The organism is Sphingobium sp. B8D3B (genome assembly GCF_025961875.1).
Taxonomy (GTDB): Bacteria; Pseudomonadota; Alphaproteobacteria; order Sphingomonadales; family Sphingomonadaceae; genus Sphingobium.
Window position 1 is genome coordinate 1,595,180 of sequence record NZ_JAOQON010000001.1, and the last position, 16,625, is coordinate 1,611,804.

General features: G+C 64.9%; 18 protein-coding genes and 1 tRNA gene. 4 read left to right on the top strand and 15 right to left on the bottom strand.

Translation table 11 applies throughout. The annotated features are described in order from the left end of the window. Positions 1 to 2: 2 nt before the first annotated feature. Both M2343_RS07425 and M2343_RS07430 read left to right on the top strand, forming a co-directional pair. On the top strand, positions 3 to 1,445 hold the full coding sequence (locus M2343_RS07425; protein WP_264576161.1) for a family 43 glycosylhydrolase: 1,443 nt from the start codon (positions 3 to 5) through the stop codon (positions 1,443 to 1,445). A 94-nt stretch (positions 1,446 to 1,539) separates the two neighbouring features. Next, the gene (locus M2343_RS07430) at positions 1,540 to 1,974 is read left to right on the top strand and encodes a pyridoxamine 5'-phosphate oxidase family protein (protein ID WP_181559185.1); all 435 of its coding nucleotides are present in this window, start codon (positions 1,540 to 1,542) and stop codon (positions 1,972 to 1,974) included. Positions 1,975 to 2,020: 46 nt separating this feature from the next. Here M2343_RS07430 and M2343_RS07435 read toward each other — a convergent pair whose 3' ends face one another. After that, positions 2,021 to 3,019, bottom strand: coding sequence for an SdiA-regulated domain-containing protein (locus M2343_RS07435; RefSeq protein WP_264576162.1), 999 nt, complete (start codon positions 3,017 to 3,019; stop codon positions 2,021 to 2,023). Between the two features lie 259 nt (positions 3,020 to 3,278). Between M2343_RS07435 and M2343_RS07440 the strand changes: the two genes are divergently transcribed. Next, entirely contained in the window at positions 3,279 to 3,941 is a 663-nt protein-coding gene (locus M2343_RS07440; protein WP_264577521.1) for a DNA alkylation repair protein, read from the top strand. Positions 3,942 to 3,946: 5 nt separating this feature from the next. Here the strand turns inward: M2343_RS07440 and M2343_RS07445 are convergent. The 9 genes from M2343_RS07445 to ffh all read right to left on the bottom strand — a co-directional run bounded on the left by M2343_RS07445 (position 3,947) and on the right by ffh (position 11,384). Continuing rightward, positions 3,947 to 4,023 (bottom strand) — tRNA-Arg (locus tag M2343_RS07445). A 91-nt stretch (positions 4,024 to 4,114) separates the two neighbouring features. Next, positions 4,115 to 5,677 (bottom strand): glycine betaine ABC transporter substrate-binding protein, encoded by a 1,563-nt coding sequence (locus M2343_RS07450; RefSeq protein WP_264576163.1) that lies wholly within the window; start codon positions 5,675 to 5,677, stop codon positions 4,115 to 4,117. Between the two features lie 3 nt (positions 5,678 to 5,680). After that, positions 5,681 to 6,475 carry an ATP-binding cassette domain-containing protein gene (locus M2343_RS07455; protein WP_264576164.1) on the bottom strand — a complete coding sequence of 265 codons (795 nt, stop codon included), beginning with the start codon at positions 6,473 to 6,475 and terminating at the stop codon, positions 5,681 to 5,683. A gap of 186 nt (positions 6,476 to 6,661) precedes the next feature. Further along, positions 6,662 to 7,030, bottom strand: coding sequence for a 50S ribosomal protein L19 (gene rplS / locus M2343_RS07460; RefSeq protein ID WP_181559181.1), 369 nt, complete (start codon positions 7,028 to 7,030; stop codon positions 6,662 to 6,664). Positions 7,031 to 7,072: 42 nt separating this feature from the next. Continuing rightward, positions 7,073 to 7,774, bottom strand: a complete 702-nt coding sequence (gene trmD / locus M2343_RS07465) for a tRNA (guanosine(37)-N1)-methyltransferase TrmD (protein ID WP_264576165.1) — start codon at positions 7,772 to 7,774, stop codon at positions 7,073 to 7,075. Positions 7,775 to 7,787: 13 nt separating this feature from the next. Then, a complete protein-coding gene (locus M2343_RS07470) occupies positions 7,788 to 8,792 on the bottom strand; it encodes a class I SAM-dependent methyltransferase (protein WP_264576166.1) in 1,005 nt (334 codons plus the stop codon). A 91-nt stretch (positions 8,793 to 8,883) separates the two neighbouring features. Next, a complete protein-coding gene (gene rimM / locus M2343_RS07475; protein WP_264576167.1) occupies positions 8,884 to 9,378 on the bottom strand; it encodes a ribosome maturation factor RimM in 495 nt (164 codons plus the stop codon). Positions 9,379 to 9,380: 2 nt separating this feature from the next. Beyond that, entirely contained in the window at positions 9,381 to 9,845 is a 465-nt protein-coding gene (rpsP, locus tag M2343_RS07480) for a 30S ribosomal protein S16 (RefSeq protein WP_264574806.1), read from the bottom strand. Positions 9,846 to 9,896: 51 nt separating this feature from the next. After that, positions 9,897 to 11,384, bottom strand: a complete 1,488-nt coding sequence (gene ffh / locus M2343_RS07485) for a signal recognition particle protein (protein ID WP_264576168.1) — start codon at positions 11,382 to 11,384, stop codon at positions 9,897 to 9,899. 339 nt (positions 11,385 to 11,723) lie between these two features. Here ffh and epsI point away from each other — a divergent pair, with 339 nt between their 5' ends. After that, positions 11,724 to 12,455 carry an exosortase-associated protein EpsI, V-type gene (epsI, locus tag M2343_RS07490; protein WP_264605452.1) on the top strand — a complete coding sequence of 244 codons (732 nt, stop codon included), beginning with the start codon at positions 11,724 to 11,726 and terminating at the stop codon, positions 12,453 to 12,455. An 11-nt stretch (positions 12,456 to 12,466) separates the two neighbouring features. On the opposite strand, the gene M2343_RS07495 is transcribed toward epsI, so the two are convergent. The 5 genes from M2343_RS07495 to M2343_RS07515 all read right to left on the bottom strand — a co-directional run bounded on the left by M2343_RS07495 (position 12,467) and on the right by M2343_RS07515 (position 16,584). Further along, positions 12,467 to 12,994 (bottom strand): TPM domain-containing protein, encoded by a 528-nt coding sequence (locus M2343_RS07495; protein ID WP_264576169.1) that lies wholly within the window; start codon positions 12,992 to 12,994, stop codon positions 12,467 to 12,469. Further along, complete coding sequence (gene thiE / locus M2343_RS07500; RefSeq protein WP_264576170.1) at positions 12,991 to 13,635, bottom strand: thiamine phosphate synthase; 645 nt, start codon at positions 13,633 to 13,635, stop codon at positions 12,991 to 12,993. Before thiE ends, M2343_RS07495 begins: the two co-directional genes overlap by 4 nt. Before the next feature lie 30 nt (positions 13,636 to 13,665). Then, positions 13,666 to 14,235, bottom strand: coding sequence for a glutathione peroxidase (locus M2343_RS07505; protein WP_264576171.1), 570 nt, complete (start codon positions 14,233 to 14,235; stop codon positions 13,666 to 13,668). 112 nt (positions 14,236 to 14,347) lie between these two features. Further along, positions 14,348 to 15,247 (bottom strand): fructose bisphosphate aldolase, encoded by a 900-nt coding sequence (locus tag M2343_RS07510; protein WP_264577522.1) that lies wholly within the window; start codon positions 15,245 to 15,247, stop codon positions 14,348 to 14,350. 131 nt (positions 15,248 to 15,378) lie between these two features. After that, entirely contained in the window at positions 15,379 to 16,584 is a 1,206-nt protein-coding gene (locus tag M2343_RS07515) for a phosphoglycerate kinase (RefSeq protein WP_264576172.1), read from the bottom strand. Positions 16,585 to 16,625 lie beyond the last annotated feature (41 nt).

The window sequence follows — 16,625 nt, forward strand, 5'->3', positions numbered from 1 at the left end:
GCATGAACCGCACCATCGCAGCCACTGGCCTCGCCCTTGCTCTCCTGCTCCAGAGTCCCGCCAGCGCGCAGCTTGCAGGCGAGCCCTATATCCACGATCCGTCCACCATCACTTATTCGGACGGCAAATATTACACCTTCGGCACCGGTCAGGGCGGCCTCGTGTCCGAAGATGGCTGGACGTGGCGCAGCGGGGGCAATCGGCCGGGCGGCGGCGTGGCGCCGGATGTCATCAAGATCGGCGATCGCTATTATGTGTCCTATGCCGTGGGCGGCGGCGGCATGTCCGGCGGCCATGCCAGCGACGTGAAGATGATGTGGACCAAATCCCTCGATCCCGCCTCGCCGGACTTTGGCTATCATGAGGTGGGCATAGTCGCCTCCAGCGACGGCAAGGAGAATCTCGACGCCATCGATCCAGCCTTCCTCTATGTCGATGGCCGCCTATGGCTGAGCTACGGCACCTATTTCGGCGCGATCCAGATGATCGAGCTGGACCCCGCCACCGGCGCGCGCAAGGCCGGCAACAAGGCTGTCGATATCGCCATCGACATGGAAGCGACCGCCCTGCTCCACCGCGATGGCTGGTATTATCTTCTTGGCACGCACGGGACCTGCTGTGACGGCCCCAATTCCACCTACCACATCCGCGTCGGCCGCTCGCGCGATCCGCTCGGGCCTTATGTGGATCATATGGGCATTCCGCTGCTCAAGGGGGGCGGCAAGATGGTCGTCAACGCGCGCGGACGGGACATCGGCCCCGGTCACTTCGGGCTGATCGACCTGGGCGAAGGGGTCGAGAAGTTCTCGATGCACTATGAGATCGATATGAACCGGGGCCGCAGCGTGCTCGGCATCCGCCCCCTGCTGTGGAAGGATGGCTGGCCCGTCGCGGGCGACAATATCGCCGAGGGCACCTATGAGATCGAGGCCGAGCGTAGCGGCTATGCCCTCCAGCTTGCCGCCGACTTCGTGCGGATCGATTTTGACGCCCGCCGCAGCTTCTTCGCCCCGCCCGGCACACCGCCTGTCAACGTACCCGACCAGACCTTGGGGCAGGTCGAACCCGGCTGGCCGGCCGGAGCCGTGCCCGTCGATCTGGGCGACTATATGGTCCGCCCCCAGCAGCTTTGGACGGTCGCCCCCGTGCCGGGCGCCGGCGGCGTAATGGGTGCGCCTTATTACAAGATCGTCATTTCCGGCACGCAACGGGCGCTTGCGGCGACGGCCACAGGTGAGGTGGAAGCGGTGCCGACCTTCACCGGCGCGCCCGAGCAGCTCTGGCAGATCGACCAGCTCACCGACGGCACTTACCGGATCATGCCGAAGGCCACGCCAGGCACGGGCGAAGCGCGCGCGCTCGTTGCCATCGGCGGTACTACGCCGGCGCTGGTCAAGTTCGATCCCGAGAGTCCGGCCGGCCGCTGGACGTTCAAGAAGCCCTGAAGATCGGCGTCAGGCGACCCGACGCAACCTTAAGCCATCATGATCCGTTGGAGGAGACCGGACGCTCTCGTCCGGCTTCTTCAGGAGGCCCTTAATGGCTGACATGACGCTCGATGACCTGTCCGAGAAGATGGGCAAGATCGATTTCGGGATGCTCTCCACGCGCACGGAGGGCGGCGCGCTGGCCAGCCGGCCGATGAGCAACAATGGCGAAGTCGCCTGGCGCGGCGACAGCTTCTTCTTCACCTATGAGGCGGCGCGCACCATCGCCGATATCGAGCGCGATCCCGAGGTCGGCCTCACCTTCACCGGCGCGGTCGGGCTGCTGGGCGGCCCCCCGCTGTTCATCGCCGTCGAGGGTCGCGCGGAGCTGATCCGCGACAAGGCGCGCTTTGCCGAACATTGGAACAAGGATCTCGAACGCTGGTTCGAGCAGGGCATCGACACGCCGGATCTCGTCATGATCCAAGTCCGCGCCCGTCGCATCCATTATTGGAACGGCAGCGACGAGGGGGAAGTCCCCCTCTGATCTGAGTGGGCGCCGCGGTCTGCCCGCGACGCCCGTTCCTACGCCGTCAGCTGAAAGCGAGCGCCACCTTGCGCCGCCGCATGGTGCTGCCGATCAGCGCGAAGCCGCCCAGCATCATCGCCCAGGTCGCCGGCTCCGGCACCGATCCGGCATAGCTGAGCTTCACCAGATAGGACTGGTTGGGCCCGTCACCATCGTCGCTCACAAGGTAGATGTTGCCGGCGTCATCGAGGGTCAGGCCCTCGAACTTGCCGCCTTGGTTGGCCGGGTCGACCAGCGACTTGAAGCCGGAGAGATCATAGCTGCTCACGACCTGGCCGGCCTGCGTCACCTCGAGCAGGTTGAATGAGCGGCCGCTGAGGATGAGCAGATTATCGCCGAACGGCGTCGCGGAGAAGATGCCGTTGGAGAGCACCGCGATGTCGGAAAGCCGATCGAGGCCCGGCAGCGCCGCAATATCGAACAGCTCGGTGACCGTCGCCGTCTCCGTACCGAAATTGGCGCCGGAGATCTTCCAGATCGTCTCGGGGCTGCGTTCCTTCACGCCGAAAAAGTCGCCGGTCACCTTGTTGTAGGCAATGCCCTCCAGGCCGCTATTGCCGGCATCGGGGCCGACGCTGATCGTCGGCGCATCCGGATAGGCGGTGTAGGTGCGGGTTGTGCCGTCCACGCCAGTCTGGCTGAGCAGCGCGATATCCTGATAGCGCTCTTCGGCGACGACATATTGGCCGTTGCCCACATAAGCGAGGCCCTCGGCATCGCATTGCGAACTGCCGAGCGAGAGGCAGCCGGAGAGGATGATGGTGGCGGTCTTGTTGCCATTCAGATCATATTCGCCCCAGATGTTCGTACCGTCATCCTCTTCCTCGTCATTGGTGACCATCAGCGTGCGCGTGTCCCAATTATAAGCGACGGCGCTGGCTTCCTTGGTGTCGATCGCTTTGCTGAAGCCGACGACATAGTTGTCGAGCAGGCCAGCCGCGTGGGAAGACGCAGCAGAAAAGGCGAACATCGCAATGCCCGCGCGCAGGAAAATCATCTTCATGGCAACCTCCGAATCATGCCCTCCCCCATGGAGGTCGCCCGCCTATCGGAGGTGCGAATGACAGGATGATTACATTTGGTTAACCATGACGCCGTCTGCGGAAAGGACCGCACCAGATCGGGACATGCGCCTGCGCCACATCAAAGAGCGAATGCAGCAGGCGGCCTAGATGCGACCTCGCAACGTTCCCAATACAGGATCTGACCTTATGCCCGACCGCCTCACCCAAGCATCATCGGTGCCGGAGATCGTGACCGCCATGCAAAGCATGGCCTCCGGGCCAGTGCTTGCCGGCATGGAGCGGGTCGGCATTCGTACCGATAATGCGTTGGGGCTGAGCAACCCGGTTTTGCGGGGCATCGCCAAACAGATCGGCCCTAACCATGAACGCGCGATGGCCTTGTGGCAGACTGGCATTCGCGATGTGCGGGTGCTGGCGATCTATACCGCCGAGCCGGCGCGGCTGACGGCGGGGCAAGCCCGCGCATGGGCGGACGATTTCGAGTCCTGGGAGATCGTGGACATTGCCGCCGACCTGTTCGTGGAGGCCGGGCTTGACGCGCTCATTCCCGTGTTCGCCGCCGACGAGCGCGAGTTCGTCCGCCGCGCTGCCTTTGCCATGATCGCCGGCATGGCGGTCCATCGCAAGGCCGAGCCGAATGCAACCTTCATGGACGCGCTGCCCCTGATCGCGCACCACGCACAGGATGCGCGAAACTATGTGCGCAAGGCGGTGAACTGGGCGCTGCGCAACATCGGCAAACGCAACCTCGCCTGTCACCACCCGGCCCTGGCGCTCGCGGAGCAGCTCGCCGCATCGGACGACAAGACCGCACGCTGGATCGGCAGCGACGCGCGACGCGAACTCTCAAGTGAGAAGGTGATCGAAAGGCTGCACCACAAGCAGCGATCAAAATTGTGAGATTTTGGTGCACCCGACTGGATTCGAACCAGTGGCCTTTGCCTTCGGAGGGCAACGCTCTATCCAGCTGAGCTACGGGTGCGTGGAAAGGTCCGCTATCAGTTTTGATGCAGCCGGCCAAGAGCAAAGGTAGGCCGCCCTCCGATTATTGGCGGGCGATGATTGGGCCGCGATTATTGGTCGCCCTGCCCTGCGTTCCTCTCCATCAGCCACCGGGCGGCGACGGCCGGGGCAACCGGACGATCCGGGCGGTCGACCATCAGATTGGCCGCGCGCATCTGCTCGACCGGAATGGCGCCGATCAGCGGTTTGAGCGCCGCCATCAGCCGCGCATCCGTCTCGCGGCCGGGCGCCACCATCACGATCGCGTCATAGGGCGGGATGCGCTCCAGCGGGTCAGCGAGCACCCGCAGATTGTCCGCCGCGATGCGCCCGTCGCTTGAAAAGGCGGAGATCACATCGACATCCCCATCCTTCACTGCGCGATACATGAAGGTGGATTGATACTCACGCGTCCGTGCGAAGCGCAGGCCATAGCCTTCGGTCAGCGCCGTCCAGTCCGGCCGCGTGAAGAACTCGAAATCGCCGCCCATGACAAAGCGCGGGGCGTAGGGCGCGAGGTCCGCAATCGAGCGGATGCCGAGCTGCTGCGCCTTGTCGGCGCGCATCGCCAGCGCATAGGCATTCTCGAAGCCGAGTGGACCGACCAGCGTCACGCCATGTTCGCGCTTTAACCACTCCGCCATCTGCGCCAGCATCGCGGCGCGCCCCGGCTGATCGGTACGCCCCATCACATTGGCCCAGACCGTGCCGGAATAATCGACATAGACGTCCACATCGCCCTGCGCGAGTGCCCGGAAGACCACCGCCGATCCCAGCCCGCTGCGCACGGTGGCCGTACCGCCCTCATCCGCCAGCCGCTGGCCGATAAGATCGGCCAGGATATATTGCTCGGTGAAATTCTTGGCGCCGATGACGTAACCGCCCTTCGTTGCCGGGGCGAACACGCTGGCCGCCGCCGTGGCGATGCCGAGGCACAGGATCAGCGCGCCCGCCCAGATGCGCCGGCGCGCGCGGCGGGCGATCCCCGTCTCGATAAGGCCCAGCAGTTGATCCACGGCCAGCGCCAGTGCCGCAGAGACGCCGCAGCCGAACAGCACCCACACCCAATTCTCGGTCTGGAGGCCGGAGAAGATATAATTGCCGAGGCTCGTCTGCCCGACCGGCGTCGCCAGCGTGGCGGTGCCGATCACCCAGACGGCTGCGGTCCGCACCCCCGCCATGGCGACCGGGGCGACCAGCGGCATCTCCACCTGCCAGAGGCGCTGCCGGTCGGTCATGCCGACGCCATGCGCCGCCTCGATCAGCGCCGGATCGAGCGTGGTGATGCCGGTGACGATGTTCCGCACGATCGGCAGCATGGAGTAAAGGGTCAGCGCCAGCAGCGCCGGCAGGAAGCCGAGCGCCGAGAAGCCCTGCCCGGTCAGCCGCAAAGAGAGCAGCGAGAGCGCCAGCAATAGGGGGTAGAACAGCGCCATCAGCGCCAGCCCCGGAATGGTCTGCACGAGGCTGACGAAGGAGAGCACCGGCCAGCGCAGTCGCACGCTGCGGCTTGCGGCGATGGCCAGCGGCAGGCCGAGCAGGATGCCCAGCCCCAGCGCGGCCGCGCTCAGCAGCACATGAAAGCCCAGATATTCCGGGAGCACGCGCAGCGCGCTGGAGAGGGAGCTGTCCATCGCTCAGCCGGTCCCGTCCGGCCCGGCGGCGATCAGGCGCCGGACCTGTTCGGCCTGCCGCATCGGCATCGCCATCAGCGCGCGCACGGCCCCATTGGGCGGATCGGTCAGCAGCCGGTGCGGGGTATCGTCGGCAATGATCCGGCCGCCCTCCAGCATGACGATCCGGTCGGCGAGCAGCACGGCCTCGAAGACGTCATGGGTCACCAGCACGGTGGTGAGGCCCAGCGTCTCGTGCAGGCGACGGCAGGCGCGGCCGAGCGTGTCGCGGGTGATGGGGTCGAGCGCCCCGAACGGCTCGTCCATCAGCAAGATGCCGGGCCTTGCCGCCAGCGCTCGCGCGATCCCGACCCGCTGCCGCTGACCGCCCGAGAGCGCATCAGGCATGCGCACGCCATAATCCTCGGGCAGCTCGACCAGCGCCAGCAGTTCCCCTACGCGGCGGGCGATATCCTGCGCCGGCCAGCCGAGCAGGCGCGGCGTCAGGCCGATATTCTCGGCGACGCTCAGATGCGGAAACAGGCCGATGCCCTGAAACACATAGCCGATCTCCCGCCGCAGTTCATAAGCGGGCCGGTCATTCACCGGCTCGCCGTGGATGCGGACGATACCGCGGTCCGGCTCGATCAGCCGGTTGATGCATTTGAGCAGCGTCGTCTTGCCAGAGCCGGAGGCGCCCACGAGCGCCACGAAGCTGCCCGCTCCAATGTGCAGATCGACATCGTGCGTGGCGAAGGTCCGACCGCCATCGAAACTCTTGGCAACGCTCTCCAGCGCGATTGCATCGGCTTGGCTCATCGGGGCATGATGGCGGCGCCTGGCGAGAATAGAAAGCGAACTTTCCCCGGCCCGCCGCAAATGCAGCGCCATGCCATCATCCCACAAACGAAAACGGAGGCCCTGGGGCCTCCGCTCACACCATCCCGCGGGATGATCGCTCGCCATCGCCTGATGGCTTTGGGCGCGTCACCGCGCCCATAAGGCTTATGCCTCTTCGCGGGTGTCGCGACGCTCGGCGATACGCGCACGCTTGCCGGTGCGGCCACGCAGATAATAGAGCTTGGCGCGACGCACGACGCCCTTGCGGACGACCGTGACGCTGTCCACGTTCGGCGAGTAAAGCGGGAACACGCGCTCAACGCCCTCACCGAAGCTGATCTTGCGCACGGTGAAGTTGGAGCCCATGCCCTTGTTCGAGCGCGCGATGCACACGCCCTCGAAGTTCTGAACGCGGGTGCGGTCGCCTTCGACGACCTTCACGCCCACGCGCAGCGTGTCGCCCGGACGGAAATCCGGAATATCCTTGGAGATGGCGGCAATGTTTTCCGCCTCGATGGTCTGCAGCAGGTTCATCTGTCCTGTCTTCCTTCGTCTGCGTCGCGCGCCAGAGGCAGGTCAGTCCCGAGCGTTCCTGTAACGCTCCCAGAGGTCCGGCCTGCGTAACCGTGTGTCATCCTCCGCCCGTTGTTTCCGCCAGGCGGCGATCTTCGCATGATCCCCCGATCGCAACACTTCAGGGATCATACGCCCTTCCCACTCTTGGGGTCGGGTATATTGCGGATATTCAAGGAGGCCGTTCTCGAACGACTCCTCGACACCGCTAGAAGCCGCGCCCATTACGCCGGGAAGCAGCCGAATGCAAGCATCCAGCAGCATGAAAGCGCCGATTTCTCCGCCCGAGAGGATGATGTCGCCCATCGACACCTGTTCGATCGGCCGCCCTTCGAACAGGCGTTCGTCAAAGCCCTCGAAGCGCCCGCACAGAATCGTGGCGCCCGGCCCCTCGGCCAGCGTACGAACCCGCGCCTGCGTGATCGGCTTGCCGCGCGGCGTCATCGCAAGCACCGGCAGGTCCGGGCGCGCATCCAGCGCATGATCGACAGCGCGTGCCAGCACATCGGCGCGCAGCACCATGCCTGCCCCGCCGCCTGCCGGCGTATCGTCCACGCTCTTGTGCTTGTCCGTCGCGAAGTCGCGGATCTGAATGGGTGCGCAGGACCACGCCCCCTCCCCCAGCGCCCGACCGGCAAGCGAAATGCCGAGCGGCCCGGGAAACATCTCCGGATACAAAGTGAGGATCTGTGCGGTGAAGGTCATGATTTAAAGGCGATCAGCGGGATTTGGGACGTGCGGGACGATCGGCGATGCACACCAGAAATTCGGCCTCCCCGCCGCCCAGAAGCGCCGAGAGGAGCGACTTGACTCGCAGGAGACGCTTCGCAATCGGCCAGCGCCTTGTGCGCAGCCCCCGCGTCCGCATGATCTCTTCCGACGCGCCCACCATGAAATTGAACTGCCGCGAGCTGGGCTTGGCAAAAACCTTGGCGGACCGCAGGCCATTGCTGACCGCCAGCTTTTTCAGAGCGCGCCTGGTGAACAGATGCAGATGCCGGGGCGTTTCCAGCCCCCGCCAATGTTCGCCAAAATGGCGGTGCCCGAGCGCGTCGACATTCGGCGTGATCATCACCAGCCGCCCGCCGGGTGCGAGCAATTCACTGCACCGCGCGATCGTGCGACCCGGCTCGGGCACATGCTCGATGACATTGTCGAGCAGGATGCCGTCGAACCTTTTCCCATCGAATCGCGGATCGAAAATATCGGTCGCGAAGACCTGTGCGCCGCGCACCTGCGACGCCACGGCGACCGCCTGCTCATCGAAGTCGATGCCGACGGCGCTCCAGCCCGCCTCGACAATGGACCGCAGGAAACCACCGGACCCGCAGCCGACATCCAGCATGACGCCGGGCGTGCGGTGCCCGAAGTAATTAAGGCCCGACTGATAATGATGCTTCCACCAGGGCAGCAGGCCCAGAAGCCGATAGCGCAAAGCCGGCGCATGCGAGGCGGCCCCCTCCGGCGCCACGATCACCGGTGCCTGGTCATGGGTATGGTAGGATTGATAGAGCGTCGCCAGGCTCTGCGGCGTGGGCATGGGGTCGATCCACCCCGAGCCGCAGTGCGAGTTGCGACAGATCCTCAGCCCCCAGCGTCCCGGCGCGCCGAACATCGGATCGCGCAGATCGCGATAGTGCTGAGTGCCCGATTCGCCGCACAACGGACAATCCGGCGCGGGCAAGCAGCCAATACCCTCATTGTCCAAAACAATCGCGTTCATGCGGCCCTGCGCTCTTGGAGGTGATCGATGGAGACCGATCCATGTGGGCAAGCAAGAGGCCCGTCCTCATTCGCCGAAGCGGAATGTCCTGTCAGTCTGCAAGGAAAAGGCTGCTCAGGACAAGTCTTTCCTCGTTCCAGTCGAGCACCGCTTCCGGCTGCATGGGCACCATGAACCGTTTTCCGCCGGGCTTCTCGATTTCGATGACGTCACCGGCCCCGAAATTCTCGACAGCCACGACCGTGCCCACCGCTTCAGCCGATTCGGCAACGCATGGCAGGCCGATCAAATCGACATGATAATATTCGCCGGGTTCGAGTGGGGGCAGCGCCGAGCGCGGAACGGTGAGTTCCGCGCCGCGCAAGGCTTCGGCGGCATTGCGATCGGTAATTTCCGCAAAGCGCGCGACGGCGCCATTTGAGCCATCGCGCACCGTCTTGAGCGTGAGGGTGCGACCGCCCGCCTCGAAGCTCTTGTAGCGCTTCAAGCTCTCCGGCCCATCGCCGAAGAGCTTGAGACGCACTTCCCCCGTCACGCCATGCGCGCCGATGACAGCCGCGAGCGTGACGGGACGATCCACGGGCAAAATCAGCCCTCGGCCTGCTCTTCAGCGGCAGCCTCGGCAGCGGGTGCTTCCTCGGCGGGTGCTTCAGCAGCCGGCTCTTCAGCCGGAGCATTGGCGGCTTCTTCCGCAGCCTTGCGGGCTTCCTCGGCCTCGGCCAGCTTGGTGGCCTTGTCCTCGGCGCGGTCCTTAGCCTTCTGGCCCGGCTCTGCCTTGTTGGGGTTGTTGCGCGCGGCGCGCTCCTTGACGCCTGCGGCATCGAGGAAGCGGGCGACACGGTCGGTCGGCTGGGCGCCGACGCTCACCCAGTGCTTGGCGCGCTCGGTGTCGAGCACGACGCGCTTCTCGTCATCCTTGGCGAGCAGCGGGTTGTAGCTGCCGATGCGCTCGATGAAGCGTCCATCGCGCGGCGAGCGGCTGTCCGTCACCACGATCTTGTAATAGGGGCGCTTCTTGGAGCCACCGCGCGACAGGCGAATGCTGGTTGCCATCTGTAACTTACCTTACCTTTCTACTGAACTCTGAACCTGAAATTCGTTACGTTACTTCTTGAGAAAATTCTGAAAACCCGGCGGAAGCTTAGGCATGTCCGGCATCCCCGGAAGGCCCTTGAGGGCGCTGAGATCGCCTTGCCCGGCTCCCGACGTACCGCCACCACCGCCGAGCAAACCGCCCAGCCCGCCGCCGCCACCGCCGCCCGCGAACATCTTGGCCAGTCCCTTGAGACCGCCCATTTTCTTGATCTTCTTCATGGCGGTTTCCATCTCCTTGTGCATCTTGAGGAGACGGTTGACGTCCTGCACCTGAAGCCCAGCGCCCTTGGCCACGCGAATCTTGCGCTTGGCGTTGAGCAGTTCCGGGCGCTCGCGCTCCTTGAGCGTCATCGAGCCGATGAGTGCATCGAGGTGAACCAGCGTCTTGTCGTTGACGCCGGCATTGGTCATTTGTGCCTGCGCCTTTTTGAGGCCGGGGATCATGCCGGCCAGCATGCCGAGACCGCCCATGCGCTGCATCTGGCTGAGCTGGGCGCGCAGATCGTTGAGATCGAACTTGCCGGCGGCCATGCGCTTGGCCAGCTTGTCGGCATCTTCCTGCTGGATCGATTCCGCCGCGCGCTCGACCAGGCTGACGACGTCGCCCATACCAAGGATGCGCTGCGCCACCCGCGCGGGGTGGAACGGCTCGATGGCATCCAGCTTCTCGCCAGTGCCCGCGAACTTGATCGGCTGGCCCGTGACGGCACGCATCGAGAGCGCCGCACCACCGCGCGCATCGCCATCCATGCGGGTCAGCACCACGCCGGTGAGCGGCACCTGCTCGGTAAAGCTCTTGGCGACGTTGACGGCATCCTGACCGGTCAGGCTGTCGACGACCAGCAGGATTTCTGCCGGCGTGGCCACGTCCGCGACCGCCTTCATCTCGTCCATCAACGCCTGATCGACATGCAGTCGGCCGGCCGTGTCCAGCATCAGCACGTCGAAGCCCTGCAGCTTCGCGGACTGGAGCGCGCGGCGGGCAATATCCACCGGCTGCTGACCGGGCACGATCGGCAGCGTCGCGACATCGGTCTGCGTGCCGAGGACGGCGAGCTGCTCCTGCGCCGCCGGGCGATTGACGTCGAGCGACGCCATCAGCACCTTCTTGCGCTCTTTTTCCTTGAGGCGCTTGGCGAGCTTGGCCGTGCTCGTCGTCTTGCCCGAGCCCTGCAGGCCGACCATCATGATGACGGCCGGCGGCGTCACGTCGATCAGCAGCTCGCTGGTCTCGGCGCCCAATGTCTCGGTCAGCGTGTCGGAGACGATCTTGACGACCATCTGCCCCGGCGTAACCGAACGCAGAACGTCCGACCCCACCGCGCGCTCGGTTGCTTTGTCGACGAACGCGCGCACGACCGGCAAGGCGACGTCGGCTTCCAGCAGGGCGATTCGGACCTCGCGCATGGCAGCGCGCACGTCCGCCTCGGTCAGCGCACCGCGTCCCCGAAGCTTCTCGAACACCCCACCGAGCCGATCGCTCAGACTGTCGAACATCACCACCTCATTGCGGCCAAAGCCGCTGAAAAACCAACCAAAACGCCGCAACGCGCAAAGCGCCGGTGGGCGAAACCTCGCCGACCAGCGTCTATCCTTGGACAGTGAAAATCCAGGACTGTCAGGGCGCCCGGGCAGTTGGACAACCGCGCCGGAACAGCGGCTCCTTAACGAAATCCGCCGGTTAAGACAAGAAGGCAGGCATCCGGACCTGCGATGGACGCTTGGAGAGGCCGGTGCAGAAAGGCTTTGGCAGGAATTTGCCGCTATGGCGCTTGCAGTTTGGAAATCCGCTCTTAGCTGCTATTCTGCGCGACAGAGCCAAGGAATGAGAGTGCAGTGGCAGCGGACGACGTAAATTCAGTTGCGGTAGAGAGCGAGCCTACCCCGGGCACACTTAGCCGTCGCCATCTCCTCATGGGCGGCGCCATGCTGGCCGTCAGCGGCCTTGCCGTCGCGCGCGAGCCGCAACAGCGCTATCGTGATCTGTCCGACAAGCAGTTCGAGGCCCTGTTCCCCAAGGCGTTCGGCGATTGGAAGACGCTCCCGGTCAGCGAGCTCGTGTTGCCGCCCGAGAGCGACCTTGCCAACAAGCTCTATCAACACATTCTCACGCGTACCTACGTCAATTCCAAGGGCGTGGGCGTGATGTTCCTGGCGGCTTACAACAGCAAGCAGTTGAACAACGTCCAGCTCCACCGCCCCGAAATCTGCTATTATGCTGGGGGCTTCGCGATCGAGCATAGCGAACCCATCAGTCTTCCGGTCGATGTCGCCGGCCATCAGACAGTCATTCCGGCTCGGTCGGTGACAGCAGTGCTCGGCTCGCGCAACGAGAACATCCTGTACTGGACGCGCATCGGTTCCGACTTCCCGCAAAGCTGGCTGATGCAGCGCATCGCGATGACCAAGGCCAATATCGCCGGCTATCTTGCCGACGGGTTGCTTGTCCGCATGTCGGTGATCGACAAGAATTACGATGAGTCCCTGCACAACATGCAGAGCTTCATCGCAGACATGCTCAAGCATTCGGGCGAACCGACCCGGGACATGGTCGTCGGCGACGCCTGATCCCGACGTCGTTAGAGCCGGCCTTCCAGCTCGGCGATTCCGGCGACCAGCCCGGCCGCGAAAAGCCCGTTGCGAAACTGTGGCAGCATGGCCGTGTCGATGATCGCCTGGCAGTCATCGTCCGGAATGGCGGCGGCAAGGCCCTGCCCGACCGCGATGCGGACCAGCTGTTCCCTCGGCGCGAGCAGGATCACGATCCCCTCCGCCCCCGGCGCACCCACGGCCCAGCGATCGCCAAGCTCGCTTGCATAGCCGGCAATGTCCTGCCCATCGAGGGACGGCACCGTGACGACGATGGCCTCCCGCCCGGTCGCGGCCTGCAGCCCTACCAGCCGGCGCTCGATCTGGTGCCGCTGATCGGGCGTGAACAGCGCCGCGGCGTCAGTCACCCAGCCATCGCGCGCAATCGGCAGGCTTGATGGGAGAACGACCTGAGCGGTCTCGGTCGGTTCACCGGCCGCAGCGGGCGCACCCATTAGCCCCGCCGCCACACACAGGGCCGCGATGCCAAGGGCGGAAAGCCCGCGTGTCAGGATCACCCAAGCACTTTCGCGAAGGCGGCAACACCGGCGCGCGGCCCATCAGGGTGGTTCCACACCGCGCCACTCACCGCGAGAAAATCGGCGCCAGCCTCGACCAACGGCTCTGCATTGTCGGCAGTGATGCCGCCGATAGCGACACAGGGAATTTCAAAGATCGACGACCACCAGCGCAGCAGGTCCGGTTCCGCATGGTGGCTGACTTCCTTGGTGGTGGTCGGATAAAAGGCCCCGAACGCGACATAATCAGCCCCGGCCTCGCCGGCTTCCATCGCCATGTGGCGGCTGTCATGACAGGTCACGCCGATCTGAGCGGACGGGCCGAGCACGCGCCGGGCCTCGCGAGGATCCCCGTCCCCCTGGCCCAGATGAACGCCATCGGCGCCAAGGCGCTGGGCCAGCGCGACGCTGTCATTGACGATGAAGGCGACATCCCGCTCTGCGCAGAGGCGCTGGAGCGGCTCGGCCAGCCGCGCGACTTCTTCCTCGCTCACGCCCTTGAGGCGAAGCTGAAACGCGGCGACATTGCCGCAGTCCAGCGCCTCGGCAAGGCGAGCGGCGAAATCCTCGCCGATCACCGGCGGGGAGATCAGGTAGAGCTGGCAGGGCGGAAGGCTGAGCGCCTGTGTGGTCTCGGTCATTCCGCCCCCATAAGCCCGGTGGCCGCGCGGTCAACCGGCGGCAGCGGAACCCGACAAGGCCGCCTCGATCGCAGCGACGAGGTCGCCATCGTCCGGCTTGGTATCCGGCGAGAAGCGCGCGAGCACCGTGCCATCGCGCCCGACGAGGAATTTCTCGAAATTCCAGAGCAGTTCCGGCGGATCATTCGGCGTGCGGTTGCCGTTCTTGAGACGCTCGCGAAACGCGCCATCGTTGCGCGCCTCCGGCTGCGCCTGCGTCAGGGCCGCGAACAGCGGGTGCTTGTCCGGCCCGGTGGCGACCACCTTCTCGAACATGGGGAAGTCCACGCCGAAATTAGTCGTGCAGAAGCTCTCGATCTCCTCGTTAGAGCCCGGCTCCTGCCCCGCAAAGTCATTGGCGGGAAAGCCCAGCACGACCAGGCCATCGTCCTTATATTTGCGATAGAGCGCTTCCAGCCCCTCATATTGCGGGGTGAGGCCGCATTTGGACGCCACGTTGACGATCAGCAGCACCTTGCCGGCGTAATCGCCCAGCGACGCATCATCGCCCTTGATGGTCTTGAGCGGAATTTCGTCCAATGCAGTCGTCGTCGCGGTCATGGTCATCCTCCAGATGAAAAAGGGCAGCTCGCCCAAGATAGGGAGCCGCCCTTCCTCTGTCATCGGGTGGAGACCGCAGGCGGCGCAATTGGGCGCCGCCCCGTCGTGCGCGTCAGGCCGCGACCTTGTCCGTCGAGGCTTCGTAGATCTCGTCGATCGCGCTGGCGAGCGAGGCGTTGAACTCCTCATCGCTCATCTGGTGACGCAGATCTTCCAGCAGAGCCCGGCTGAAGCTGGCGATCATGCCGCGATTCTTCGCGAGTTCGGCGCACGCCTCGGGACGCTTGTAGCCGCCCGAGAGCGCCACGACGCGCAGCACCTTGGGATGATCGACCAGCGGACCGAACAGGCCGGCCTTCTCGGGAATCGAGAGCTTGAGCATCACCTGCTGACCCTCGGGCAGTGCATCCAGCGCCTTGAGGATTTCCTCCAGCAGGATCTGGTCGGCCTGCGCCCGCTCGGCGCTCTTGATGTTCACTTCCGGCTCGATGATTGGCATCAGGCCCGCTGCGAGCACCTGCTGGCCAATCTCGAACTGCTGCTCGACGATGGCGGCAATCCCCTCGCGGTTGGCGAGATTGACGACCGAGCGCTCCTTGGTGCCGAACACGCCGAGGCTCTTGGCACGCTTGAGCAGCGCGTCCAGTTCCGGCATCGGCTTCATCATCTGCACGCCATTGGCCTCGTCTTCCAGGCCCTTGTCGATCTTGATGAACGGCACGACGCCGCGTTCGATGAGCGCGGCCGGCGTCGGCTTGCCGTCCACGGTGCCGTCCATGGTCTTCTCGAACAGGATGGCGCCCAGCACCTTCTCGCCGGTGAAGGCGGGCGAGGTGATGATGCGGCTACGCATCTGGTGGATCAGGCCGAACATCTCTTCATCGCCCGAATAGGCGTTTTCTTCGATGCCGTAGCCCTTCAGCGCCTTGGGCGTGGAACCGCCGCTCTGGTCGAGCGCGGCAATGAAGCCCTGCCCCTTGGCAATCTTCTCGGTCATGTCGGAGTCCTGCATCATCCTGTCCTGTTCTTGAAGTTAGTGCCAAAATCGGCGGTTCGTCCCCGTCCCCCGGCTCTTCCGGGCATCCGGGAGAAATTGCAAGCCGGTCAACCATGTCTTTGGCATGGTTGACCGGGCAAATGCGATCAGTGGCGATAAAGCGCCGCGACGCCCGGCAGTTCTTTGCCTTCCATCCACTCCAGGAAGGCGCCGCCTGCGGTCGAAACGAACGAGAAATCCGCAGCCACGCCAGCGTGATTGAGGGCAGCGACCGTATCGCCGCCACCGGCAACCGACACCAGCGAGCCTTCCGCCGTCAGCGCCGCGGCGGTGCGGGCCAGCGCAACGGTGGCCGTGTCGAAGGGCGTCAGCTCGAACGCGCCGAGCGGGCCGTTCCACACCAGGGTCTTGCAGGTCTTGAGAACGTCCGCCAGCGCCTCGACGGCCGCCGGTCCCACGTCGAGGATCATTTCGCCATCGGCCAGCTCGTTCACGTTGCACACGCGGTAGCTGGCCGGATTGGCCGCAAATTCGGTCGCGACGGCGACGTCATAGGGCAGGTGTAGGGTGCAGCCCGCTGCTTCGGCCTTCTCGAAAATCTCATTGGCCGTATCGACTAGATCATGCTCGCAGAGCGACTTCTTCACGTCGACGCCGCGCGCCGCGAGGAAGGTGTTGGCCATGCCACCGCCGATGATCAGATGATCGACCTTGGCGACAAGGTTCTCCAGCACGGCGAGCTTGGTCGAAACCTTGGCGCCGCCCACGACCGCCGCAACCGGCTTTTCCGGCTGGCCCAGCGCAGCCTCAAGCGCGTCCAGCTCCTTCTCCATCGAGCGGCCGGCAAAGGACGGCAGGCGATGCGCAAGGCCCTCGGTCGAGCAGTGCGCGCGATGAGCAGCTGAAAAGGCGTCGTTGACGTACATGTCACCCAGCGCGGCCATAGCATCGGCGAGCGCCGGATCATTCTTCTCCTCGCCCGCATGGAAGCGGGTGTTTTCCAATATGGCGATGTCGCCACCGCGCATCACCGCGATGCCGGCAGCCGCCGCTTCGCCCTGGCAGTCAGGAATGAACTGCACGTCGCGGCCCAGCACCTGGCTCAGCCCGCGCGTGACGAGGCTGAGCGAGAGATCGGGCGACTTCTGGCCCTTGGGGCGACCGAAATGCGCGAGGATCAGCACTTTCGCGCCCCGGTCCGCCAGTTCCAGCAGCGTCGGCACCGCAGCCCGCAGGCGTGTGTCGTCGCTCACCGACCCTTCCAACATCGGCACGTTCAGATCCTCGCGGACCAGCACGGCCTTGCCGGCGATATCGCCCATGTCGTCCAGCGTCTTGAAGGGTTTGGCCACGTCGTCACTCTCCCATGCGTGAATCGGGCCGAGCGTGTGTG

Coding starts and splice junctions, on each gene's coding strand:
- M2343_RS07425 (WP_264576161.1), top strand. CDS start 3: ATGAACCGCACCATCGCAGCCACTGGCCTCGCCCTTGCTCTCCTGCTC.
- M2343_RS07505 (WP_264576171.1), bottom strand. CDS start 14,235: ATGACCGCGACGACGACTGCATTGGACGAAATTCCGCTCAAGACCATC.
- M2343_RS07440 (WP_264577521.1), top strand. CDS start 3,279: ATGCAAAGCATGGCCTCCGGGCCAGTGCTTGCCGGCATGGAGCGGGTC.
- M2343_RS07435 (WP_264576162.1), bottom strand. CDS start 3,019: ATGAAGATGATTTTCCTGCGCGCGGGCATTGCGATGTTCGCCTTTTCT.
- M2343_RS07470 (WP_264576166.1), bottom strand. CDS start 8,792: ATGAACGCGATTGTTTTGGACAATGAGGGTATTGGCTGCTTGCCCGCG.
- thiE (WP_264576170.1), bottom strand. CDS start 13,635: ATGACCGAGACCACACAGGCGCTCAGCCTTCCGCCCTGCCAGCTCTAC.
- rplS (WP_181559181.1), bottom strand. CDS start 7,030: ATGAACCTGCTGCAGACCATCGAGGCGGAAAACATTGCCGCCATCTCC.
- M2343_RS07510 (WP_264577522.1), bottom strand. CDS start 15,247: ATGCAGGACTCCGACATGACCGAGAAGATTGCCAAGGGGCAGGGCTTC.
- rpsP (WP_264574806.1), bottom strand. CDS start 9,845: ATGGCAACCAGCATTCGCCTGTCGCGCGGTGGCTCCAAGAAGCGCCCC.
- M2343_RS07450 (WP_264576163.1), bottom strand. CDS start 5,677: ATGGACAGCTCCCTCTCCAGCGCGCTGCGCGTGCTCCCGGAATATCTG.
- ffh (WP_264576168.1), bottom strand. CDS start 11,384: ATGTTCGACAGTCTGAGCGATCGGCTCGGTGGGGTGTTCGAGAAGCTT.
- M2343_RS07455 (WP_264576164.1), bottom strand. CDS start 6,475: ATGAGCCAAGCCGATGCAATCGCGCTGGAGAGCGTTGCCAAGAGTTTC.
- M2343_RS07430 (WP_181559185.1), top strand. CDS start 1,540: ATGGCTGACATGACGCTCGATGACCTGTCCGAGAAGATGGGCAAGATC.
- trmD (WP_264576165.1), bottom strand. CDS start 7,774: ATGACCTTCACCGCACAGATCCTCACTTTGTATCCGGAGATGTTTCCC.